We start from the raw sequence: 22,909 nt of genomic DNA on the forward strand, positions 1-22,909 counted from the left end.
GATCGCCGTTGATCGTCGGGGCCGGTCGCCGGACCCTCACGGGGACGACGGAGCCGCCGCCGCCCCCGGGTGGGGCGGCGGCGGCTCCGGGTCGTTCGGTCAGGCCCTGCGCAGCTGGAAGGCGAATCCGAGGGACTCGTCGGAGAAGGTGTCCGACTCCCAGTCGGCCGCGCCGGCGGCGAAGTCGGTCGCGAGGACCTCCTCCGCGACGAGGGAACCGTGTTCGGCGATCGCCTCGGCGGTCTCGTCGTCGGTGGCGCGCCAGCGGAGGACGATCCGGTCGGCGACGTCCAGGCCGGAGTTCTTGCGGGCCTCCTGGATCTGCCGGATCGCGTCACGGGCGACGCCGAGGCGCTTCAGCTCGGGGGTGATCGCCAGGTCGAGGGCCACGGTGGCACCGGACTCGTTGGCGACGGCCCAGCCCTCGCGCGGGGTCTCGGTGATGATCACCTCGTCGGGGGAGAGCGTGACGGTCTCACCGTCCAGCTCGACCGAGGTGGTGCCCCCGGCCCGCAGCTCGGCGGCGAGCCGGGCAGCGTCGGCGGCGGCCACCGCCTTGGCGACGTCCTGCACGCCCTTGCCGAAACGCTTGCCCAGCGCACGGAAGTTGGCCTTGGCGGTGGTGTCGACCAGCGAGCCGCCACCGGTCCGGTCGGCGGAGCCGGCCGCGAGCGACTCCAGGGTGGAGACGTTGAGCTCCTCCGCGATCTGCGCGCGCAGGTCGGCGGGCAGCTCCTCCCAGCCCTGGGCGGCGACCAGCGCGCGGGAGAGCGGCTGACGGGTCTTCACGCCGGACTCGGCGCGGGTCGCCCGGCCCAGCTCGACCAGACGACGGACCAGCGTCATGTGGCGCGAGAGGTCGGCGTCGATCAGCGACTCGTCCGCCTCCGGCCAGGTGGCCAGGTGGACCGAGGCCGGGGCGTCCGGGACCACCGGGACGACCAGGTCCTGCCAGACCCGCTCGGTGATGAACGGGGTCAGCGGGGCCATCAGCCGGGTCACCGTCTCCAGCGCCTCGTGCAGCGTGGCGAGCGCGGCCGCGTCGCCCTGCCAGAAGCGGCGGCGGCCCCGGCGGACGTACCAGTTGGAGAGGTCGTCGACGAAGCCGGAGAGCAGCTTGCCGGCCCGCTGGGTGTCGTACGCCTGGAAGGACGCGTCGACCTCCCGGACCAGGGTGTTGAGCTCGGAGAGCACCCAGCGGTCCAGCTGCGGGCGGTCGGCCGGGGCCGGGTCGCCCGCGGACGGGGCCCAGCCGGACGTCCGGGCGTACAGGGCCTGGAAGGCGACGGTGTTCCAGTAGGTGAGGAGGGTCTTGCGGACCACTTCCTGGATCGTGCCGTGGCCGACCCGGCGGGCCGACCAGGGGGAGCCGCCGGCGGCCATGAACCAGCGGACGGCGTCGGCGCCGTGCTGGTCCATCAGCGGGATCGGCTTCAGGATGTTGCCCAGGTTCTTGGACATCTTGCGACCGTCCTCGGCCAGGATGTGGCCCAGGCAGACGACGTTCTCGTACGCGTTCCTGTCGAACACCAGGGTGCCGACGGCCATCAGCGTGTAGAACCAGCCGCGGGTCTGGTCGATCGCCTCGGAGATGAACTGCGCCGGGTAGCGCTGCTCGAACAGCTCCTTGTTCTGGTACGGGTAGCCGTACTGGGCGAAGGGCATCGATCCCGAGTCGTACCAGGCGTCGATCACCTCGGGCACCCGGGTCGAGGTGCCGCCGCAGTCACGGCAGGCGAAGGTGACCTCGTCGATGTACGGGCGGTGCGGGTCGAGGCCGCTCTGGTCGGTGCCGGTCAGCTCGGAGAGCTCGGCCAGCGAGCCGACGCAGGTGAGGTGGCCCTCCTCGCAGCGCCAGATCGGCAGCGGGGTGCCCCAGTAGCGGTTGCGGCTGAGCGCCCAGTCGACGTTGTTGTTCAGCCAGTCGCCGAAGCGGCCGTGCTTCACGTTCTCCGGGTACCAGTTGGTGGCCTCGTTCTCGCGGACCAGGGCGTCCTTGACGGCCGTGGTCCGGATGTACCAGGACGGCTGCGCGTAGTAGAGCAGCGCGGTGTGGCAGCGCCAGCAGTGCGGGTAGCTGTGCTCGTACGGCAGGTGGCGGAAGAGCAGGCCGCGCTCCTTGAGGTCGGCGACCAGCGCCTCGTCGGCCTTCTTGAAGAACTGGCCGCCGACCAGCGGGACCTCGGGGGCGAAGGTGCCGTCGGCCAGCACCGGGTTGACCACCGGCAGGCCGTACCGGCGGCAGGTCGCGAGGTCGTCCGCGCCGAAGGCGGGGGACTGGTGGACGATGCCGGTGCCGTCCTCGGTGGTGACGTAGTCGGCGTTGAGGACGTAGTGCGCGTTCTCGATCGCGACCAGGTCGAAGGGGCGGCGGTAGGCCCAGCGCTCCATCTCGGCGCCGGTGAAGGACTCCCCGGTCGGCTCCCAGCCCTCGCCGAGGGCCTTGGCCAGCAGCGGCTCGGCGACCACCAACTGCTCGGTGCCGTCGGTGGCCACCACGTAGGTGACGTCGGGGTGGACGGCGGCGGCGGTGTTGGAGACCAGGGTCCACGGAGTGGTGGTCCAGACCAGCAGCGCGGCGCGGCCGGCCAGCGGGCCGCCGGTCAGCGGGAAGCGGACGAAGACCGAGGGGTCGACGACGGTCTCGTAGCCCTGCGCCAGCTCGTGGTCGGAGAGGCCGGTGCCGCAGCGCGGGCACCAGGGGGCGACCCGGTGGTCCTGGACCAGCAGGCCCTTGTCGAAGATCTGCTTGAGCGACCACCAGACGGACTGCACGTAGGACGGGTCCATGGTGCGGTACGCCTGGTCGAGGTCGACCCAGTAGCCCATGCGCGAGGTGAGCTCGGTGAACGCGTCCGTGTGGCGGGTCACCGACTCGCGGCACTTGGCGTTGAACTCGGCGATGCCGTACGCCTCGATGTCCTGCTTGCCGGAGAAGCCCAGCTCCTTCTCGACGGCCAGCTCGACCGGGAGGCCGTGACAGTCCCAGCCGGCCTTGCGGGCGACGTGGTAGCCCTTCATCGTCCGGTAGCGCGGGAAGACGTCCTTGAAGACGCGGGCCTCGATGTGGTGGGCGCCGGGCATGCCGTTCGCGGTGGGCGGGCCCTCGTAGAAGACCCACTCGGGGCGGCCCTCGGACTGCTCCAGGCTGCGCTGGAAGACCTTGTTGTCCTGCCAGAAGGAGAGGATCTGGTGTTCGAGGACCGGCAGGTCGACCTGGGCGGGGACGGGGTTGTAGGTACTCATCGCGGGCGTCTACCTCCGACGGATGCGTGGACGGGATCCGACGGAGGGACGAGACGGCATGCCGCCCCGCGGTACCACCCTCCTTGGCCGCGGTGGTGCGTGCGGCCCTCTTGTTTGGGCTTGCTGCCGGGTCTACGGGCCGGTGCGACGGGAATCGCGGGCCGTTCTTCCGGCGGCTCCGGGGTGATCTTCGCGCCGTGCACACCCCCGGGCTCGCACCGTCCCCGGGTCGCTGGTGGCTGCGTACTGCGGTACTCGTCCCCATCTGCGCCTTGCAGGCTCAGTGTATCGGCCCGCCGCAAGTCGTTTCGGGTCACCTGTCCGGGGCGCGTCCGGAGGGCCTCGGCGTCAGGCCGGGGGCGGGCCGGGGGCGGCGCCCCCGGAGCCCCGGGGGCGCCCCGGGCGTCGTGGGGGCGGGGCCTCCGGTGCGGCGTCCGGGGGTGGTTAGGCGGGGGCGTACGGGGCACAACTCTGGTCGGCGCATGGGCGTGGCGCCTGTGACGGCTGCCCGGGTGGGATCATTGTGAGGCGTCGGTATGTCATGTTGTGACCGTTTTTGATCGGGATTATCGTTCCGGCACTGGAGGCCGCCGGGAACCGGCGGCTCGATTCGTTCGTAGATGGGGTCGAAGCCATGGCTGAGAAGGCAACCGGCGCGGGTACCGCCACCAAGCGGACACGCAAGGCCGTGGCAGGCGATCCAGGGGAGGGGACCGTGACCACTACCGCACGGCGAAAGAACACCACCGACACCGCTCTCGTGGCCCCCGGCCGCACCCGCACGCCGGCCCAGAACGGGGCCGTCCGGGCCACCGGCGGCGCCGAGTCGGTCGATCCGGCGGAGCTGCCCGTCCGCCCCGGCGAGGACCCGTGGACCTCGAACGAGGTGCACGAGCTGCACGCCGAGCTGATCAGCGAGCTGGAGCGGCTGCAGCACGAGATCGACGCGGCCGAGGCGGCCATCACCGGCCTGATGCGCGACTCCAACGACGGCGCCGGCGACGACCAGGTGGACGCCGGCACCAAGAACATCTCGCGGGAGAGCGAGGTGGCGCTGGCCAACAACGCCCGTGACAGCCTCGCCCAGACCGAGCACGCGCTCGCCCGGCTGGAGGGCGTCGGCTTCGGGACCTGCGAGTCCTGCGGCCAGGCCATCGGCAAGGCGCGGATGCAGGCCTTCCCGCGGGCGACGCTCTGCGTCCAGTGCAAGGCCAAGCAGGAACGCCGCTGACCGGGGCGACGCGGGGGGTCGGGCTTGCCGTAGGCTCGACCCCGTAACGTCGCCTGATCTGTCGGAGGTCGGGCGTTCCCCGGCCCACCCACGTCACGGCAGCGGAGCGGATCATCAGTACGCAAGGTTCCCCCCAGACGCGGGACGAGTCCGTCCCGACGCCCGCCGAAGCCGTGGCGGAGACCGTGACCGAGTCCGGTGAGACGCGTACCTCCGCCGTCCCCGCCGAAGCCCCCGGTGCCACGGCCGTCGGGGTCGCACCCGCCGGTGCCACCGCGGTCGGTGCCGCCGGTCTCGGGGCCACCGGTCTCGGGGCCACCGCGGCCGGGGCGACTGCGGTCGGTACCGCGGCGGTCGGGGCCACCGCGGTCGGTGCCGTCGTCGACGGGGCGGAGCCGGGGCACGAGGCGTCGAAGGGGCGCCGCCGGATCGGCGTGCTGCTGGTGGTCGCGCTCCTGGCCTTCCTGATCGACTTCGGCAGCAAGCTGCTGGTGGTGGCCCGGCTGGAGAACCACGCGGCGATCAAGGTGATCGGCGACGTGGTGACCTTCCAGGTGATCCGCAACTCCGGCGCCGCCTTCGGCATGGGGCAGGCGCTCACCGTCGTCTTCACCATGATCGCCTCGGCCGTCATCGTGGTGATCTGGCGGATCGCCCGGCGGCTGTACAGCCTGCCGTGGGCGATCGCCCTGGGGCTGCTGCTCGGCGGCGCCCTCGGCAACCTCACCGACCGGCTGTTCCGCTCGCCCGGCGTGTTCCGCGGGCACGTCGTGGACTTCATCTCCGTCCAGCACTTCGCCGTCTTCAACCTCGCCGACTCGGCGATCGTCTGCGGCGGCATCCTGGTCGTCCTGCTCTCCTTCCGGGGCAGCAACCCCGACGGCACCGTCCACCAGCCGGCGGAGAAGGGGTCCAAGGGCGAGCGCGCGGAGGACCCGGCCGAGTAGGGCGGCGGACCGGCCGCGTAAGGGGTGGCCCCCGCGTCCGGCATACTCGTACGGGTGAGTACCGCAGCGCAGATCCGCAGCCTCCCCGTACCCGACGGCCTCGAAGGCGAGCGTCTCGACGCCGCCCTCGCCCGGATGTTCGGCTTCTCCCGGACCAAGGCCGCCGAGTTGGCCGCCGACGGCAAGGTGACGCTCGACGGCGCCGTCGCCGGCAAGTCGGACCGCGTCACCGCCGGTTCCTGGCTGGAGGTCGAGATCCCCGCCCCCGCCGCACCCGTGCAGATCGTCGCCGAGCACGTCGAGGGCATGCGCATCGTCCACGACGACGAGGACATCGTGCTCGTCGACAAGCCGGTCGGGGTCGCCGCGCACCCCAGCCCGGGCTGGACCGGCCCCACCGTGATCGGCGGCCTCGCCGCGGCCGGCTACCGGATCTCCACCTCGGGCGCCGCCGAGCGCCAGGGCGTCGTGCACCGGCTCGACGTCGGCACCTCCGGGCTGATGGTCGTCGCCAAGTCGGAGCGCGCCTACACCGACCTCAAGCGGCAGTTCCACGACCGGATCACCGAGAAGAAGTACCACACGCTGGTCCAGGGCCACCCGGACCCGCTCAGCGGCACCGTCGACGCCCCGATCGGGCGCCACCCCAGTTCCGACTGGAAGTGGGCGGTCACCCGCGAGGGCAAGCCGTCCGTCACGCACTACGACCTGATCGAGGCCTACCGGGCCGCCTCGCTGCTGGACATCAAGCTGGAGACCGGGCGCACCCACCAGATCCGCGTCCACATGTCCGCACTGCGCCACCCCTGCGTCGGCGACCTCACCTACGGCGCCGACCCCACGCTCGCCAAGCGGCTCGGCCTCACCCGTCAGTGGCTGCACGCCGTCTCGCTCGGCTTCGAGCACCCGGCGGACGGCGAGTGGGTGGAGTTCTCCAGCGAGTACCCGGCCGACCTGCGGAAGTCGCTCGACATCATCTCGTCCGAGAGCTGAGGCGGCCGGCATGAGCGCTTTCGCGGCACGGATCCGGATCGCCGAGGGGGAGGACGACCTCGCGTTGGTCCGGGGCGTCCGGCGGACGGTGTTCGTCGAGGAGCAGGGCGTGCCGGAGGAGCTGGAGTACGACGAGCTGGACGCCACCTCGGAGCACCTGCTGGCCGTCGGGCCGGCGGGGGAGCCGTGGGGGACGGCCCGGCTGATCTTCGGCGAGCAGGCGCTCGGGCTGACCGGGGGGACCGAGGGGCGGGTACTGCTCGGCCGGCTCGCGGTGGTCGGAGCCGCCCGGGGCACCGGGCTCGGAGCGGAGCTGGTGCGCGCCGTGGAGGCGGCCGGACGCCGGCGCGGGGCGCGTGAGGTGGAGCTGCACGCACAGGTGCAGGCGCTGGGGTTCTACGAGCGGCTCGGGTACGTGGCCGAGGGCGGGGTCTACGACGACGCCGGGATCCCGCACCGGACGATGACCCGGGTGTTGTAGGGCTGCCCTCCGGGTGGGTTCGTGAGGCTTCGGGCGGGTCCGCTTCGGCGGGCCCGCCCGGTTTTCGATCTGGCGGGCCTGTCGGGCCTGTCGGGCCTGCGCGGGGGCCGGGCCGGGGCGCTCTTATCAGCCGCCTACCCGAGCGGCGGCTACGATCACGGACCATGGAGCTCGGTGGGGCGTGGCGCCGGTGGCGCGGTCGCGGTACGGCGGCCGGACGGAGACTGCTGGCGGGTGCGGTGGCCCTGGTGGTGGTGGCCGGCGTGGGTACGGCGGCCGTGGCCGCCGGTGGGGAACAGGCGGTCCGGCAGGAGGATCGTTTCCTCGCGATGCCCGAGACACCCGGCAGCCAGCAGGTGGTCCAGCTGGACACCTCCTTCTTCACGACCGGGGAAAGCCCGCGCCCGGCCGTCCTGCTCGGCCACGGCTTCGGCGGTTCCAAGGAGGGCGAGCGGGACCGGGCCGAGCAGCTGGCCCGGCAGGGGTACGCGGTGCTCACCTGGTCGGCACGCGGCTTCGGACGCTCCGGCGGGAAGATCGGGCTGAACGCGCCGGACCGCGAGGTCGAGGACGTCAAGCGCCTGGTGGACTGGCTGGCCCAGCGGCCCGAGGTACGCCTCGACGGACCCGGCGACCCCCGGGTCGGCATCACCGGCGCCTCCTACGGCGGGGCGGTGGCGCTGCTCGGCTCGGCGTACGACCGCCGGATCGACGCGGTGGCCAGCCAGATCACCTGGTGGAACCTGGCCGACGCGCTGTTCCCGCAGGGGGTGCAGGGCTCCGGCGCGGTCGACGGGGTGTTCAAGAAGCTGTGGGCCGGGATCTTCTTCACCACCGGATCGGCGGGCGACCTCGGTCCGTCGGGGGGCGCGGCCCGGCCGTCGGTGGCGTCGGAGGGGGCCGGGCAGGTCGGCTGCGGACGGTTCCTGGAGGAGCTGTGCCGGATGTACGACCGGGTGGCCACCACCGGGCACGCCGACCCGGAGGCGGTCGCGCTGCTGGACCGGTCCAGCCCGTCCTCGGTCGCGGACCGGCTGAAGGTGCCGACGCTGGTCGTCCAGGGACAGCAGGACTCGCTGTTCCCGCTCGACCAGGGGGACGCGATCGCGCGTGCGGTGGCGGCCAACGGCGCCCCCGTCGCGGTGGACTGGTTCGCCGGCGGGCACGACGGTGCGACCGACACCAGCGACCGGGTGGACGCCCGGGTGGGTGCCTGGTTCGACCGCTACCTGAAGGGCGGCGGCGCTGCGAGCGGCGATGCCCCGAAGGGGGACGGTGCCCCGAAGGACGGCGACGCCTCGCAGGGTGACGGCGGTACCGGGGCGGCGTTCCGGGTGACCCGGACCGGTGGGGTGGACTCCACCGGCTTCCAGCCGGTCCTGCGCGGGGCGACGGCCGAGGCCTACCCCGGGCTCGGCGGCACCGGCTCGCGGCAGTACCGGCTGACCGGTCCCTCCGCCGACGGTGAGCAGGCCTTCGCCAACCCGCCGGGCGGCGCCCCGCCCAACATCTCCGCGCTGCCGGGTATCGGCGCGCTCAGCCAGGCCGCCGCACTCGGTGCCTCGGTCTCCCTGGACTTCCCCGGGCAGTTCGCCGCCTTCGAGTCGGAGCCGCTGGACGCCTCGGTGCACCTGACCGGCCGGCCCACCGTCCCGATCAGGGTCCGGGCGGACCGCCCGGACGCGGTGCTCTTCGCGAAGCTGTACGACGTCGCCCCGGACGGCAAGCAGACCCTGCCGCAGCAGCTGTCCGCCCCGCTCCGGGTGACCGGCGCGGACGGGCCCGACGGGCGGACCGTCACGGTGGGGCTGCCCACCGTCGACCACACCTTCGACTCCGGGCACCGGCTCAGGCTGGTGCTCGCCTCGACCGACCTCGCGTACGCGTCACCCGCCGAACCGGCCACCTACCGGGCCGCCGTCACCGGACCGCTGACCCTGCCGACCGTGGACGGGCTGGTCACCGAGGCCGCGCCGCTGCCGTCGCGGACCTGGGTGCTGCCGCTGGTCGCCGTCGCGGTGGCGGCGGCCGTGCTGCTGCTGCCCCGGCTCCGGCGCCGGGCGCGGGCGGAGCGGGGCGCGGCGTACGACCCGGTGCTGGGCGGGGTGCCGCTGCAGATCACCGGACTCAGCAAGCGGTACAAGGGCGCCGCCGACCGGTACGCGGTCAAGGACCTGGGCTTCCGGGTGGAGCAGGGCCAGGTGCTCGGCCTGCTGGGCCCCAACGGCGCGGGCAAGACCACCACCCTGCGGATGCTGATGGGCCTGATCCGGCCCGACGTCGGCGAGATCAGGATCTTCGGCCACCTGGTGCGGCCGGGTGCGCCGGTGCTGTCCCGGGTCGGTGCCTTCGTCGAGGGCGCGGGCTTCCTCCCGCACCTCACCGGGCGGGCCAACCTGCGGCTCTACTGGCAGGCCACCGGCCGGCCCGAGGCCGACGCGCACCTGGACGAGGCCCTGGCCATCGCCGGACTCGGCGAGGCGCTGGACCGGGCGGTGCGCACCTACTCGCAGGGCATGCGGCAGCGACTCGCCATCGCCCAGGCGATGCTGGGCCTGCCCGACCTGCTGATCCTCGACGAGCCGACCAACGGGCTCGACCCGCCGCAGATCCGCGAGATGCGCGAGGTGATGATCCGGTACGCCGCCGCCGGGCGGACCGTCATCGTCTCCAGCCATCTGCTGGCGGAGGTCGAACAGAGCTGCACCGACCTGGTGGTCATGGACCGCGGCCGGCTGATCACCACCGGCGCCGTCGCGGAGATCGTCGGCGGTGGCGAGCAACTGCTGGTCGGGACCGACGCCTCGTTCGGGGCCGAGGAGCTGGCGGCGGCGGCCGACAAGGTGGCGGTCCTGGCCGGCGTCGCGTCGGCGGAGGCGGCCGAGGGCGGGCTGCTCGTCCGGCTGGACGGCATGGCTGCCAGTCAGCTGCTGGCCGAGCTGGTGCGGCTCGGGGTGCCGGTCGCGTCGGCCGGGCCGCAGCGCCGGCTGGAGGATGCGTTCCTGTCGCTGATCGGAGGTACGGCGTGAGCGCCGTGGTGTCTTCTGGGGTGTCGTCGTCCGGTGGCTCGTCCGGTGGCTCGTCCGGTGGCTCGTCGGGCGGGGTGTCGCCGGACCACGCCCCCGGGTACCGGGCCGGTCGGACGCTGCCGCTGCGCGTCGAGGTGGTCCGTCAGCTCCGGCGCCGGCGGACGATGGTGATCGGTGGCGTGCTGGCCGCGATGCCGCTCATCGTGCTGGCGGCGTTCCAGGTGGCCGGCACCCCGAACCGGGCCGACCGGACCACGTTCATCGAACTGGCCACCTCGTCCGGGCCGAACTTCGCGGCCACCATGCTCTTCATGGGCACCGGCTTCATGCTGGTGATCCCGGTCGCGCTGTTCTGCGGCGACACGGTGGCCTCCGAGGCGAGCTGGTCCTCGCTGCGGTACCTGCTGGCCGCGCCGGTGCCCCGGGCCCGGCTGCTGGCCCGCAAGTTCGCGGTCGGGCTGCTGTTCTCGGCGGTCGCGGTGCTGCTGCTGCCGCTGGTCGGACTGGGCGTCGGCACCGCCGCGTACGGGTGGGGCGACCTGAAGCTGCCGGCCGGCGCGAGCCTGACGGCAGGGGAGGCACTGCCCCGGCTGGCGGTCGCGGTGGTGTTCGTCTTCCTGAGCGAGGTCGTGATCGCCGCGCTGGCGTTCTGGCTCTCCACCGCCACCGACGCGCCCCTGGGGGCCGTGGGCGGGGCGGTGTTCGCCTCGATCATCACCGGGGTGCTGGACGCCATCACCGCGCTCGGTGACCTGCGGGCGTGGCTGCCCGCGCACTGGCAGTACGCGTGGGCGGACGCCCTGCAGCCGCAGCTGGAGTGGGGCGGCATGGTGCAGGGCGTGTCGCTGTCGCTGTCCTACGCGGTGGTGCTGCTGGCGCTGGCGTTCCGCGGCTTCGCCCGCAAGGACGTGGTGTCCTGACCGCCCCGGCCGCGCTCCTCGGGCCGCGCTCCTCGGGCGGGGCCCTCGGCCGGGGCCCCGCCCGCCGCTGACCGGCGGGCGGGGCCGTCGTGCCGGCGGCTACTTGACGGGCGAGTAGACGCGCTCGACCTGCTGGGTGCCGGACCTGGTGCGGTAGGAGCGCGTCCACTTGGTGGTGGCGTCCTTGCGGGTCCGGTCGGAGACGACGTAGTAGTCCATCTGCGTCCGGCTCGGGGTGATGTCCAGCACGCCGTAGCCGTGCGAGTCCAGGTCGACCCACTTGATGTGCCGGTTGGAGGCCTGGAGCGCGGCGATGGCGGCCAGCGAGAGGGTCTGCGGCGCGACCTTCAGGATGTCGTCGATGTTGTCCGAGGTCACCGAGGTGACCACGAACTCGGTCGCGGCGCTGCCGGACAGCGGGTACGTGGCGGCCTCGTTCGGGACGTCCGACGCCCAGGCCGAGTGGATGTCGCCGGTCAGGAAGACGGTGTTGGTGATGCCGTTCGCCCTGAGGTGGCCGAGCAGCTCGCGGCGGTCGTGGGTGTAGCCGTCCCACTGGTCGGTGTTGATCGCCAGACCCTCGCCGGGCAGGCCGAGCAGCTTGGCCAGCGGGCGAAGGATGTAGTCGGGGAGGGCGAAGAGGGCGACCGGGGAGATCATCACCTCGTTGCCGATCAGCCGCCAGGTGGTGTCGGAGGCGGAGAGGCCGGACTTCAGCCAGTCCATCTGCGCGCGGCCGGTGATGGTGCGCTCGGCCGAGTCGACGTCGCCGTTGCCGACCTTGACCTGCTGGGAGCGGAACGAGCGCTGGTCCAGCAGGTGCAGGTCGGCGAGCTTGCCGTAGCGCAGACGGCGGTAGGTGGTGCCCGCGACGGACGGACGGACCGGCATCCACTCGAAGTAGGCCTGCTTGGCGCCGGCCACCCGGGCCGCCCAGTCGCCCTCGGCGCCCGGGGTGTGGTTCTCGGCGCCGCCGGACCAGGCGTCGTTGGCGAACTCGTGGTCGTCCCAGATCGCGATCGTCGGGACCTGGGCGTGCAGTGCCTGGAGGTCCTCGTCGGTCTTGTAGCGGCCGTGCCGGGTGCGGTAGTCGGCGAGGGTGAGGATCTCGTGGGCAGGGGCGTGCGGGCGGACCACCGAGCCGCGGGCGCAGAACTCGCCGGTCTTGTACTCGTAGATGTAGTCGCCGAGGAAGAGGAAGGCGTCGAGGTCGCCGCGGGCCGCCAGGTGACGGTACGCCGAGAAGTAGCCGGCCTCCCAGTTGGCGCAGGACGCGACGCCGAAGCGGAGCCGGTCGAGGGCGGAGTCGGCGGCCGGGGTGGTGTGGGTGCGGCCGAGGGGGGAGACCGTCCCGCCGGCGGTGAAGCGGTACCAGTAGAGGGTGCCCGGGGTGAGGCCGCGGACGTCCGCCTTGACGGTGTGGTCGGTGGCGGCGGTGGTGGTCACCGTGCCGCTCGCCGCGAGCCGGGTGAAGCCCTTGTCGGTGGCGAGCTCCCAGCGCACGTCGGTGTCGGCACCGAGGCCGGAGCCGGGAACGGCCTCCGGGGCCGGGGTGACGCGGGTCCAGAGCAGGATGCCGTCGGGGAGCGGGTCGCCGGAGGCGACGCCGTGCAGGAACTGCGGGGCGGTCGCGGCGTGGGCCGAGGTGCCGAGGGCGAGCGGCAGGGCGGCGGCGCCGGCCGCGAGGGCGGTGGCCTTGAGCACCTGGCGGCGGTGCGGGCGGGCGGCGGTCATGTCATCGACAAGGTCAGTCACGGCGGACAGGCTACCGGTCGGTAATGCGCTGTTCCATACGTTGAACTGACTGTTCGTCGCTGCTTCACCGAGGTGTGGCGTCCCGCCATCGTGGCGGGTGCGCTCGGCCACCCGGCGGCCATGCGCGATGATGGGAGGCTGTTCCGGCCCCCTGTCGCAAGGAAGTCCCGCCCGTGGCACAGATCCTGCTCCTCCACTCCGTGTACGGCCTGCGCCCCGCCGTCCACGCCGCCGCCGACCGGCTGCGCGCCGCCGGGCACACCGTGCACACCCCCGACCTCTTCGAGGGACGGACCTTCGACGACGTCGAGGAGGGCATGGCGTACAAGGAGGAGGTCGGCAGCGACGAGCTGCTGCGGCTGGCCGTCGGAGCCGCCGCCCCGCTGCTGGGCTCCGGGGCGCCGCTCGTCTACGCGGGCTTCTCGCTCGGCGGCTCGCTCGCCCAGAACCTCGCGCTCGCCGACGAGAAGGCCCTCGGCCTGCTGCTCCTGCACGGCACGTCCGACATCCGCGAGGACGCGGCCACCTCGATCCCGGTCCAGCTGCACATCGCCGAGCCCGACCCGTTCGAGCCCGAGGACTGGCTGAACGCCTGGTACCTGGGCATGCGCAAGGCCGGCGCCGACGTGGAGATCCACCGCTACCGGGGCGCGGGGCACGTCTTCACCGACCCCGACCTGGCCGACTACGACGCCGAAGCGGCGGAGCGGGCGTGGGCCGTGGCCCTGGACTTCCTCGCCGAGCTGGACGAACAGGCCGCCTGAGGTCGCCGCTGTCCTGCCTGCGCGGGAAGTCGGCCCGGCCGACTTCCCGCGCAGGGGATCCGGCCGCCTTCGTCGTGCACGACGAAGGCGGCCGTGTGGTGGGGCGGTGAGGGGAACCAGGGGCGGGGGCGAATGCGCCGACTGCGGTTCGGACCTCGAAGTGGGCGGAAGCCGGGGAGGCTGTGCTGAGCCGCCGAGGAGCTCGGGTCGTGATCATTAGTCGATGACGTGCATAGTCGCGGTTATGCGTGGACGGTCTGCGCCCGGCGTCGCTAGCTTGGCTGTCAGCTGGTCAACCATGCTCGGCCCAAGGAGGCTTGACGTGTCCGGACGTGCAGTGCTCACTCGGCTCACAGGTAGCGGCAGTGGCGAGTGCGGGGAGAAGGACTGTCCCAACGTCTACCGGACGGAGGCGGGGTCGTTCGTGGTTCAGGGCGAGCTGTCCGAGGCCTTTGCCCCGCCCGCGGGCGAGGGGCTGGTCGAGATTCCCGAGAGCGTGTTGAGGGAGGCGTTCCGTGCTCTTGGCTGGTGATGCCTGGGAGCAGTGCTTCGACTCCATGCGGTTGGAGGCGTGGAGGCTCGAAACGCTGCCCGCCTACGCCGTGCCACAGGAGGCGGAGAAGCTGGCGCGCTTCCTGGACGGAGAGAATTCCCCCGATGACTATGAGTCCGGCTGGATGAGTGAAGTCCGGCAGTGGTCGGCCGAGGGGAAGAAGGTCGGGAGGGTCCATGTTGTCACTCGCCCACTCTCGGACTACCTTCGTTTCGAGTTCGATCACTACTACCGGCATCACGTCACTGCCGGCGAGGGTATTCGAATCCTCGATGTGACCGACCGGGAGAATCCCTTGGTGGGTGCTCGGGACTTCTGGATGTTCGACAGGTCAAAAGTCGTCCTGATGAATTACCGGGCGGACGGGACGCAGATCAGCCGCGAACTCTTCGATGGTGATCCTGCGCCCTTCATCGAGTATCAGCGCATTGCTGTTGCGGAATCCGTGCCGTTCCTGGAGTACGTCGGGTCGTGACGCTCCACCCGGAGCAGCTGGGCCGCTCGAAGCAGGAACTGGCTGCGACATTGAAAGAGCTGCGACAGCGAGCCGGGCTCTCAGGGGCCCGGCTGGGAAGACTCCGGCGAATCCGGTAGATGTCGAGCAGATCCTCCGCGCTCTGGATGCCCCGCCGGACGTGCTCGCCAGGGTGGCGGAGCTTGTCCGCCTGGCTCACACCGAGAGGCAGGACCTCCGATCCCTCCGGCGTCGAGGCCTCCAGTACAAGCAGCAGGAACTGGCCGGCATGGAGGCCGGCACCGTCGAGTTCAGGTACTTCCTGCTCTCGATGATCACCGGCCTGCTGTCGACTCCCGAGTACATCAGGGCCAGTCTGGCCCACCTCGGCGGGGACCAGAGCCGGCTGATCGCGCGGAAGTTGAGCCGCCAGGAGGTCCTCTATGACGCCCGAAAGCGGTTCACTTTCCTGTTGTCGGAGATGGCGGTAAGGTGGCCGCTGATCTCGGCTCCGGCTATGGCTGTGCAGCTGGATCGGCTTGCGTCCGTTTCGAGGCTGCCAAATGTCCGGATCGGCGTCATCCCTTTGCGGGGCCGCATGCCCGTTGCTCCAATGGACACTTTCACCATTTATGACAAATCCCTCGTCACGATCGAAACCGCCAGTGGAGTTCTGGTGATTCGAGACCCGAGGGATGTGGTCATGCATGTGGAGGCTTTCTCGACGATGGAGAGCTACGCACTTTTCGGTGGAGATGCTCGGGCGCAGCTCGAGCGATGGTCGGATGATTTTCGCCGTGGCGCCTAGAGAAATTATGCGGTCACGTGAATAGCCGTGGATCGGGCCGCTGGTTGGACCTATCTTGGTGGCGCGGGGAATTCTCGCTCGAATTCACCAGGAAGGTGTAGACGATGAGTGGGCGCAACCTCTACGAACTCGACCTGTCGCGGGTCGAGTTCTACCGTGCGTGCGGCGGCAACCAGGGAGGGGGCGACGACACCGAGACCTGCGTGACTCTCGGCGTCGTGCCGGACGCCCCGGGCGTGTTCGCCCTCAGCGACAGCAAGCGTCCGGACGGGCAGCCGTTGCTCTTCACTGTCGAGGAGTTGAGCGCCGCGGGGATCGATCCTCTGAGGTTCGGCCTGTCGCTCTGAGTGCTGCTCGGTCCGATGCCAGCCCTGGCCGCCCGAAGTGCTGCGGGCGGCCAGGGCAGCAGTGTCTTTGAGGAGGGGCGCAGTTGCATTATCACGGCTATGAGTGGGCTGGTGATGGCCGACTGTTGGCGAAGGAGTCGGAGCGTAGGCCGGTGGAGGGCGGAGGATTCCGGTACTCGGAGCTTCCACCGATGATGACGGGCTGGTGGTTGCAGCGGCCAGTCAGTCAAGTGCGGGGTACCTGGGCGACTGTGGGTGATGCAGTCGCGTGGCTGGCGGCTCGATACCGGGAGCACTTGCCGGAGGGTGACCACTGGTTGCCGCTGGCGGAACGCCGTCAGGCTGCAAGTGAGCAGCTGGCTGTTGGATCCGACGCGGTGTGGTCCTGTTGGGTGTCGGACAGCCGGTGGTCGGGACAGTACGTGATCGTGTGTCCCAACAGGATCTGGCCAGGGCTTCCGTGCCCGACCAGGCGTGCCACCTCAGTTGTGAGTCCAGGAACGCAAGGGTAGGGCCCGGCCGCCTTCGTCGTGTGCGACGAAGGCGGCCGTATCGTGTCGGAACCGGAGGAAGTTCAGCGCAGGTGGTCGAAGGCGCCGGCCTTGGCGCCGTCGACCATGGCGCGGATCTCGGAGCGGGTGTAGACCAGCGGGGTCTGTGTGGGGTTCTTGGAGTCGCGGACGGCGACGAACTGGCCGATCACGCCGAACTCGACGCAGTTGTCACTGCCGCCGCTGAACGGGGACTTCTCCCAGGCGACATCGGAGAAATCGGTCTCGGCGGGATCGGGCTTGTTGATCACGTGTGACTCTCCTTGAGCATGCTGGTCAGCCGAGCGTAGGTCTCGGGTGGGCCGAGAGCCCGAGCCCGTAGATGGTCGAAACTTCGGTGTAGTTCTTCGGCACGTGTGCTCCCCGCGAGCCCGGGGAGTGCGGGCGGGGCCTCGTTGCGGTGCGGGGGCTGGTGGTGGGAGCCGATGCCGGACGGCAAGGTGGTCTGCGCCGTGGGGGATGTGCCGTGGAGGGGAGGATGGGGGGATGGTGATGAGTGAGGGGCGGTATGCGCCGGCGGCGACGCTGGCGGGGCTGGTGCAGCGGGGGCGGGGGCTGGGGGCGCGGATGGCCGTCGAGGATCCTGCGGCCGCTGCCGAGATCGTCTACGGCTGCGTCCGGTGGGACTGGCGGTGGGACTCGGTCGACCAGCGGGGGCTCTATCTGGCCCGGCTGGTGAGGGACTTGGAGCTGCCGCTGGGGCCGGTGGCGGAGGGGCTCGGCGCGGGGGAGGAAGCGAGCGGGCGAGCCGCGCGGGTGTTGGCGCTGCTCGCGCTGGACGGGTCGGGGGAGGCCCGGGAGTCGCTGCGGGAGTACGTGGAGGAGGGGGAGCACTGGGTCGCGGCGCTGGAGGAGATGGCGCACCGGTGGCCGGTGGAGTGGTGGGACGACCTGGCGGAGACCGGGCGGGAGCGGGCGGAGCGGGACCCGGAGGACCGCTGGGGGGAGCCGTGGTACCGGTGGGAGCTGGCCGGGCCCGGGCCGGTGCACGGGCCCCGGGAGCGGAAGCCGTTGGCGGACGTCGACAACGCCGGGCTGTTGGAGCTGCTGGCGGATCCCGGGGAGTCGGAGGAGCGCAGGACCGCCGCGCTCGACGTGATCGACGACCGGGGTCCGGAGCCCGGGGTGATCCCCCTGGTGCCGTCGCTGGGGACGGCGGACGGGACGTACGTCCTGTGGCCGCTGATCGGGGTGGTCGAGAAGCTCGGGCCCCTGGCGGTGCCCGCCGCCCGGGAGTGGGCCGCCGTCACGGAGCCCGGATGGCTGCGGTTGCTGGGTCACGCGGTGCTGGCCGGGCACGGGACGGCCGAGGACGTTCCGGTGCTGGTCGCCGACCTGGAACGGGACTGGGTGGAGCGGCGGTGGTGCGGGCCGATGAGGACGGCCGACGGGCTGCGGCGGTTCGGGACGGCGGCCCGGGACGCGGTGTCGCTGCTCCGGCGGTTCTGGTTGTGGACGCCGCACTCGTACGAGCGCGTGCGCTACCTGGAGGCGCTGGCGGAGATCGATCGGACGGGCCTGGACAAGGTGTACCTGGAGTGTCTCTGGGACTGTGAGGCCGGGGCCCGGCTGCTCGGGGCGCGGCACGCGCCGGACCGGGCGGACGTCAGGGAGCGGCTCGCGTACCTGCGGGACGACGCGCTGGAGGAGCCCGAGGTCAGGGCCGCCGCCGGGGAGCGGCTGGCGGCCCTGACCGGCGGGTGATCAGAGGCCGGGGATGCGGCCGTTGCGGTAGAGGTCCACGAAGAGCTGGTGGTCGGCGCGGGCCCGGGCGCCGTAGGCGTGGGCGAAGTCGACGAGCATCGCGGTGAAGCCGGCCTCGTCCCGGGCGAGGGCTTCGTCGATCGCGTGCTCGGTGGAGAACGGCACCAGGGTGTGGCCGCTGGAGGACTCGTCGGCCGCCGCGTGCATGGTGGCGGTGGCCCGGCCCAGGTACCTGGTCACGGCGAGCAGGTCGGGCAGTTCGTTGAGGTCGGTCCAGTCGAGGTCCGTCGCGTACGGGGAGACCTCGGCGACCAGCTGGCCGCGGCCGCGCAGCGTCGTGTACCCGAGCCACGGGTCGCTGTGGGACTGGAGGGCGCGCTGGGAGATGACCGTGCGGTGGCCCTCGTGCTCGAAGTAGTCGGCGATGGTGGGATCGGTGACGTGGCGCGAGGCGGCCGGGGTCTGCCCCTGCTTCATGTAGATGATCACGTCGTTCTCCAGGGCGTCGGTGTGCCCTTCGAGCAGGAGGTTGTACGACGGCAGGCCGGCCGAGCCGATGCCGATCCCCCGGCGGCCGACGACGTCCTTGACCCGCAGCGCGGCCGGGCGGGTGCGGGAGGCCGGCGGCAGGGTGGTCAGGTAGTCCTCGAACGCGGCCAGCACCTCGGTCCTGGTGGGCTCGTCGAGTTCGATCGCGCCGCCGCCGAGGCGGAAGCGGCGGTCGTAGCCCTCGACGACGGTGTCGCCGTCGAGGAGCGAGACCCGGGTCCGCACCCGGGCCTGCCGGAGGGTGTCGAGGACCGGGCCGGTGGTGGTGTCCAGGGTGTACGGGTCGGCGTCGCCGGTCGTGACGTGGGCGGAGATCCGGGCCCGGTAGGCGGTGGCGAAGGCGGTGACCAGCTCGGTGATCGTCGCGTCCGAGAGCGCCTTGGCGTAGCCGATCAGCGCGAGGGAGGCGGCGAGCCGCTGGACGTCCCAGGTGAAGGCGCCGACGTAGGCCTCGTCGAAGTCGTTGACGTTGAAGACCAGGCGGCCCTCGGCGTTCAGGTAGGTGCCGAAGTTCTCCGCGTGGAGGTCGCCGTGGATCCAGACCCGGCTGGTGCGCTCGTCGAGGAACGGCGCGCCGAAGGACGCGAACGGCTCGGTGGTGAGGTCCGCGTAGTAGAGGCCGGCGGTGCCCCGGTAGAACGCGAAGGCGGACGCCGCCATCTTCCGGAACTTGACCCGGAACGCCGCCGGATCCTGGGCGAGCAGGTCGCCGAAGGCTGTTTCGAAGACGCTGAGTACCGTTTCGGCACGGTCGGTGGCGGTGGGCTGCTGGTGAGGCATGGGCGATCCTTCGGGGCGCGGCGCGTGGCCGGAGGCGGGTGCGTCCGGAGGCTAGAGTAGGAGCGTGAACGCGTGAGTGCTGGTCCGGGCCCCGGGAGTGGCTCGGGCCGCAACTGTTTCCAGGCGCACTGCCCGTGACCTGCGCGTTCACCGGCCAGCCAGACAGCACGAGCCTCCGGAGGCCCCGCCTTGAGCGACCAGCCGTACGCGCATCTGCACGTCCACACCGAGTACTCGATGCTGGACGGTGCCGCCCGGCTGAAGCAGTTGTTCAAGGAGGTCGAGCGGCTGGGGCAGACCCATGTCGCGATGACCGACCACGGCAACATGTACGGCGCGGCCGAGTTCCACAAGCAGGCCACCGCCGCGGGCATCACCCCGGTGATCGGGATCGAGGCGTACGTCGCCCCGGAGTCCCGGTCCAACACCAAGCGCATCCTGTGGGGCCAGCCGCACCAGAAGAAGGACGACGTCTCGGCGTCCGGCGCCTACACCCACAAGACCATCTGGGCCCGGAACAGGGAGGGCCTGCACAACCTCTTCAAGCTGACCTCGCGCTCGTACGCCGAGGGCTGGCTCGTGAAGTGGCCCCGGATGGACAAGGAGATCATCGCCGAGCACGCGGCCGGCCTGATGGCCACCACGGGCTGCCCGTCCGGCGAGGTGCAGACCCGGCTGCGGCTGGGCCACTTCGACGAGGCGGTCAAGTCCGCCGCCGACTACCAGGACATCTTCGGCAAGGAGAACTACTTCCTTGAGCTGATGGACCACGGCCTGGACATCGAGAAGCGGGTCCGGGACGGGCTGCTGGAGATCAGCAAGAAGCTGAACATCCCGCCGGTGGTCACCAACGACTCGCACTACACCACCGAGAGCGACGCCGGCGCCCACGACCTGCTGCTCTGCGTGCAGACCGGCAAGAACCTCTCCGACCCGGACCGCTTCCGCTTCGACGGCACCGGCTACTACATCAAGTCGGCCGCCGAGATGTACGGGCTGGACTCCTCGGACGCCTGGCAGGAGGGCTGCCGGAACAGCCAGCTGCTGGTCGCCTCCCGGGTCGACACCGCGGGCATGTTCGAGTTCAAGAACCTGATGCCGCGCTTCCCCATCCCGGAGGGCTTCGAGTCCGAGGCGGACTTCTTCAAGTCCCAGGTGTGGAAGGGCATGGACTGGCGCTTCCCCGAGGGTTACGACGAGGAGCACAAGAAGCTCGCCGAGTACGAGATGGACACCATCATCCAGATGGGGTTCCCGGCGTACTTCCTCGTGGTCGCCGACTTCATCATGTGGGCCAAGGAACAGGGCATCGCGGTGGGCCCGGGCCGTGGTTCGGCGGCCGGCTCGCTGGTCGCGTACGCGATGGGCATCACCGACCTCGACCCCATCCCGCACGGTCTGATCTTCGAGCGCTTCCTCAACCCCGAGCGCATCTCCATGCCCGACGTCGACATCGACTTCGACGAGCGCCGGCGCGGTGACGTGATCCGGTACGTGACGGACAAGTGGGGGTCCGACAAGGTCGCCATGATCGTCACGTACGGCACCATCAAGGCGAAGGCCGCCATCAAGGACTCCTCGCGGGTCCTGGGCTACCCGTACGCGATGGGTGACCGGATCACCAAGGCGATGCCGCCGGACGTCATGGGCAAGGGCATCCCGCTGTCCGGCATCACGGACACCAGCCACCCGCGCTACGGCGAGGCCGGTGAGATCCGCGGGCTGTACGAGACCGACCCGGACGTGCGCAAGGTCATCGACACCGCGCGCGGCATCGAGGGCCTGATCCGCCAGCCCGGCGTGCACGCCGCCGGCGTCATCATGTCCGCCGAGCCGCTGACCGACCACATCCCGGTCTGGACCCGGCACACCGACGGCGTCACCATCACGCAGTTCGACTACCCCACCTGTGAGGGCCTCGGCCTTCTCAAGATGGACTTCCTCGGCCTGCGCAACCTGACGATCATGGACGACGCCGTCAAGGCGATCGAGAAGAACAAGGGCATCAAGATCAACCTGCTTGATCTGCCCCTGGACGACAAACCGACCTACGAGCTGCTGGCGCGCGGCGACACGCTCGGCGTCTTCCAGCTCGACGGCGGCCCCATGCGCTCGCTGCTGCGCCTGATGAAGCCCGACAACTTCGAGGACATCTCCGCGGTGCTGGCGCTGTACCGGCCCGGCCCGATGGGCGTCAACTCGCACACCAACTACGCGCTGCGCAAGAACGGCCAGCAGGAGATCACCCCGATCCACCCGGAGCTGGAGAAGCCCCTGGAGGAGATCCTCAAGCCGACGTACGGCCTGATCGTCTACCAGGAGCAGGTGCAGAAGGCCGCGCAGATCCTGGCCGGCTACTCGCTCGGCCAGGCCGACCTGCTGCGCCGCGCCATGGGCAAGAAGAAGAAGGAGATCCTGGAGGCGGAGTTCGTCCCCTTCCAGCGGGGCTGCCGCGAGCACGGCTACTCGGACGCGGCGATCCAGGCGGTCTGGGACGTCCTGGTCCCCTTCTCCGGCTACGCGTTCAACAAGGCGCACACGGCCGGGTACGGGCTGGTCTCGTACTGGACGGCGTACCTCAAGGCCAACTACCCGGCCGAGTACATGTCCGGCCTGCTGACCTCGGTCAAGGACGACAAGGACAAGTCGGCGGTCTACCTCAACGAGTGCCGCAAGATGGGCATCCAGGTGCTCCCGCCGGACGTCAACGAGTCGGACTCCGACTTCACCCCGCACGGGGACACCCTGGTCCGCTTCGGCCTCACCGCCATCCGCAACGTCGGAGGGCCGGTCGTCGAGTCGATGATCCGGACCAGGAAGGCGAAGGGGAAGTTCGTCTCCTTCCCCGACTTCCTGGACAAGGTGGAGTCGGTGGTCTGCAACAAGCGGACCGTGGAATCGCTGATCAAGGCGGGTTCGTTCGACTCGCTCGGGCACACCCGCAAGGGCCTGACCGCGCAGTTCGAGCCGATGATCGACAACGTGGTCGGGGTCAAGCGCAAGGAGGCCGAGGGGCAGTTCGACCTCTTCGGCGGCGACGCGGACGCCGACGAGCCGAGCTTCGGGCTGGACGTCGTCTTCTCCGAGGACGAGTGGGAGAAGTCGTTCCTGCTGACCCAGGAGCGGGAGATGCTCGGCCTGTACGTCTCCTCGCACCCCCTGCACGGCATCGAGCACGTGCTCTCCGACAAGGCGGACTGCGCGGTCGCCGACCTCGCCGAACGGCCGGACGGCACCATCGTCACCATCGGCGGCATCATCTCGGGCCTCCAGCGGAAGATGACCAAGCAGGGCAACGCCTGGGCGATCGCGACGGTCGAGGACCTGGCGGGCTCGATCGACTGCATGTTCTTCCCGGCCAGCTACCAGCTGGTCTCCTCGCAACTGGTCGAGGACGCGGTGGTGTTCGTCCGCGGCAAGCTGGACAAGCGGGAGGACGTGCCGCGGCTGATGGGGATGGAGCTGTCGGTTCCGGACCTGTCCAACGCGCACGCCGACGCGCCGATCATCATCAACATCCCGAGCGTGAAGGTGACGCCGCCGCTGGTGGCCAGGCTCGGCGAGGTGCTGAGCAGCCACCGGGGGACGACCGAGGTGCGGGTGCGGCTGGAGGCGCGGGACAGGACGACCGTGCTGCGGCTGGACCGGCACCGGGTGAAGTCGGATCCGGCGCTGTTCGGGGACCTGAAGCAGCTGCTCGGGCCGAGCTGCCTGGCCGGCTGACCGGCCCTGGCCTCCTGACCGGCTGACCGGCCCTTGACCGACCGGCCGTGCCGCGGCCGGCCCGGTGCGGCCGT

17 protein-coding genes are annotated in these 22,909 nt (G+C 71.2%); 13 read left to right on the forward strand and 4 right to left on the reverse strand.

Annotated features, from left to right (window positions below):
* Positions 1-99 precede the first annotated feature (99 nt).
* Positions 100-3,246 (reverse strand): isoleucine--tRNA ligase, encoded by a 3,147-nt coding sequence (gene ileS, locus PUR56_RS35860; RefSeq protein ID WP_329952037.1) that lies wholly within the window; start codon positions 3,244-3,246, stop codon positions 100-102.
* Between the two features lie 715 nt (positions 3,247-3,961).
* On the opposite strand from ileS, the gene PUR56_RS35865 reads away from it, so the two are divergent.
* The 6 genes from PUR56_RS35865 to PUR56_RS35890 all read left to right on the forward strand — a co-directional run bounded on the left by PUR56_RS35865 (position 3,962) and on the right by PUR56_RS35890 (position 10,847).
* On the forward strand, positions 3,962-4,477 hold the full coding sequence (locus PUR56_RS35865; protein ID WP_329952038.1) for a TraR/DksA family transcriptional regulator: 516 nt from the start codon (positions 3,962-3,964) through the stop codon (positions 4,475-4,477).
* A gap of 185 nt (positions 4,478-4,662) precedes the next feature.
* The gene (gene lspA / locus PUR56_RS35870) at positions 4,663-5,424 is read left to right on the forward strand and encodes a signal peptidase II (protein ID WP_329952039.1); all 762 of its coding nucleotides are present in this window, start codon (positions 4,663-4,665) and stop codon (positions 5,422-5,424) included.
* 54 nt (positions 5,425-5,478) lie between these two features.
* The gene (locus PUR56_RS35875; RefSeq protein ID WP_329882134.1) at positions 5,479-6,417 is read left to right on the forward strand and encodes an RluA family pseudouridine synthase; all 939 of its coding nucleotides are present in this window, start codon (positions 5,479-5,481) and stop codon (positions 6,415-6,417) included.
* A 10-nt stretch (positions 6,418-6,427) separates the two neighbouring features.
* Positions 6,428-6,898 carry a GNAT family N-acetyltransferase gene (locus tag PUR56_RS35880; RefSeq protein ID WP_329882133.1) on the forward strand — a complete coding sequence of 157 codons (471 nt, stop codon included), beginning with the start codon at positions 6,428-6,430 and terminating at the stop codon, positions 6,896-6,898.
* Positions 6,899-7,062: 164 nt separating this feature from the next.
* On the forward strand, positions 7,063-9,927 hold the full coding sequence (locus PUR56_RS35885) for an alpha/beta fold hydrolase (RefSeq protein ID WP_329952040.1): 2,865 nt from the start codon (positions 7,063-7,065) through the stop codon (positions 9,925-9,927).
* Between the two features lie 5 nt (positions 9,928-9,932).
* Complete coding sequence (locus PUR56_RS35890; protein WP_443034613.1) at positions 9,933-10,847, forward strand: ABC transporter permease; 915 nt, start codon at positions 9,933-9,935, stop codon at positions 10,845-10,847.
* Positions 10,848-10,946: 99 nt separating this feature from the next.
* Here PUR56_RS35890 and PUR56_RS35895 read toward each other — a convergent pair whose 3' ends face one another.
* Entirely contained in the window at positions 10,947-12,581 is a 1,635-nt protein-coding gene (locus PUR56_RS35895; RefSeq protein ID WP_329952160.1) for an alkaline phosphatase D family protein, read from the reverse strand.
* A gap of 194 nt (positions 12,582-12,775) precedes the next feature.
* On the opposite strand from PUR56_RS35895, the gene PUR56_RS35900 reads away from it, so the two are divergent.
* The 5 genes from PUR56_RS35900 to PUR56_RS35920 all read left to right on the forward strand — a co-directional run bounded on the left by PUR56_RS35900 (position 12,776) and on the right by PUR56_RS35920 (position 15,528).
* Positions 12,776-13,366, forward strand: a complete 591-nt coding sequence (locus PUR56_RS35900; protein WP_329952041.1) for a dienelactone hydrolase family protein — start codon at positions 12,776-12,778, stop codon at positions 13,364-13,366.
* A gap of 322 nt (positions 13,367-13,688) precedes the next feature.
* Positions 13,689-13,898: a hypothetical protein gene (locus PUR56_RS35905; protein WP_329952042.1), complete on the forward strand. Its 210-nt coding sequence runs from the start codon at positions 13,689-13,691 to the stop codon at positions 13,896-13,898.
* Complete coding sequence (locus tag PUR56_RS35910; protein ID WP_329952043.1) at positions 13,882-14,394, forward strand: DUF6879 family protein; 513 nt, start codon at positions 13,882-13,884, stop codon at positions 14,392-14,394. The genes PUR56_RS35905 and PUR56_RS35910 overlap by 17 nt, the downstream gene beginning before the upstream one ends.
* Before the next feature lie 268 nt (positions 14,395-14,662).
* Positions 14,663-15,181 (forward strand): DUF5753 domain-containing protein, encoded by a 519-nt coding sequence (locus PUR56_RS35915; RefSeq protein WP_329952044.1) that lies wholly within the window; start codon positions 14,663-14,665, stop codon positions 15,179-15,181.
* Between the two features lie 104 nt (positions 15,182-15,285).
* Complete coding sequence (locus PUR56_RS35920) at positions 15,286-15,528, forward strand: DUF397 domain-containing protein (RefSeq protein ID WP_329952045.1); 243 nt, start codon at positions 15,286-15,288, stop codon at positions 15,526-15,528.
* A 574-nt stretch (positions 15,529-16,102) separates the two neighbouring features.
* On the opposite strand, the gene PUR56_RS35925 is transcribed toward PUR56_RS35920, so the two are convergent.
* The gene (locus PUR56_RS35925) at positions 16,103-16,330 is read right to left on the reverse strand and encodes a DUF397 domain-containing protein (protein WP_329952046.1); all 228 of its coding nucleotides are present in this window, start codon (positions 16,328-16,330) and stop codon (positions 16,103-16,105) included.
* A gap of 235 nt (positions 16,331-16,565) precedes the next feature.
* Here PUR56_RS35925 and PUR56_RS35930 point away from each other — a divergent pair, with 235 nt between their 5' ends.
* Entirely contained in the window at positions 16,566-17,783 is a 1,218-nt protein-coding gene (locus PUR56_RS35930; RefSeq protein ID WP_329952047.1) for a hypothetical protein, read from the forward strand.
* Here the strand turns inward: PUR56_RS35930 and PUR56_RS35935 are convergent, their stop codons facing one another.
* Positions 17,784-19,112, reverse strand: a complete 1,329-nt coding sequence (locus PUR56_RS35935) for a DUF2252 domain-containing protein (protein ID WP_329952048.1) — start codon at positions 19,110-19,112, stop codon at positions 17,784-17,786.
* A gap of 189 nt (positions 19,113-19,301) precedes the next feature.
* Between PUR56_RS35935 and dnaE the strand changes: the two genes are divergently transcribed.
* A complete protein-coding gene (gene dnaE / locus PUR56_RS35940) occupies positions 19,302-22,835 on the forward strand; it encodes a DNA polymerase III subunit alpha (protein WP_329952049.1) in 3,534 nt (1,177 codons plus the stop codon).
* Positions 22,836-22,909: the final 74 nt, after the last annotated feature.

Origin of the sequence: Streptomyces sp. BE303, from assembly GCF_036290945.1 — a bacterium.
Taxonomy (GTDB): domain Bacteria; phylum Actinomycetota; class Actinomycetes; order Streptomycetales; family Streptomycetaceae; genus Kitasatospora.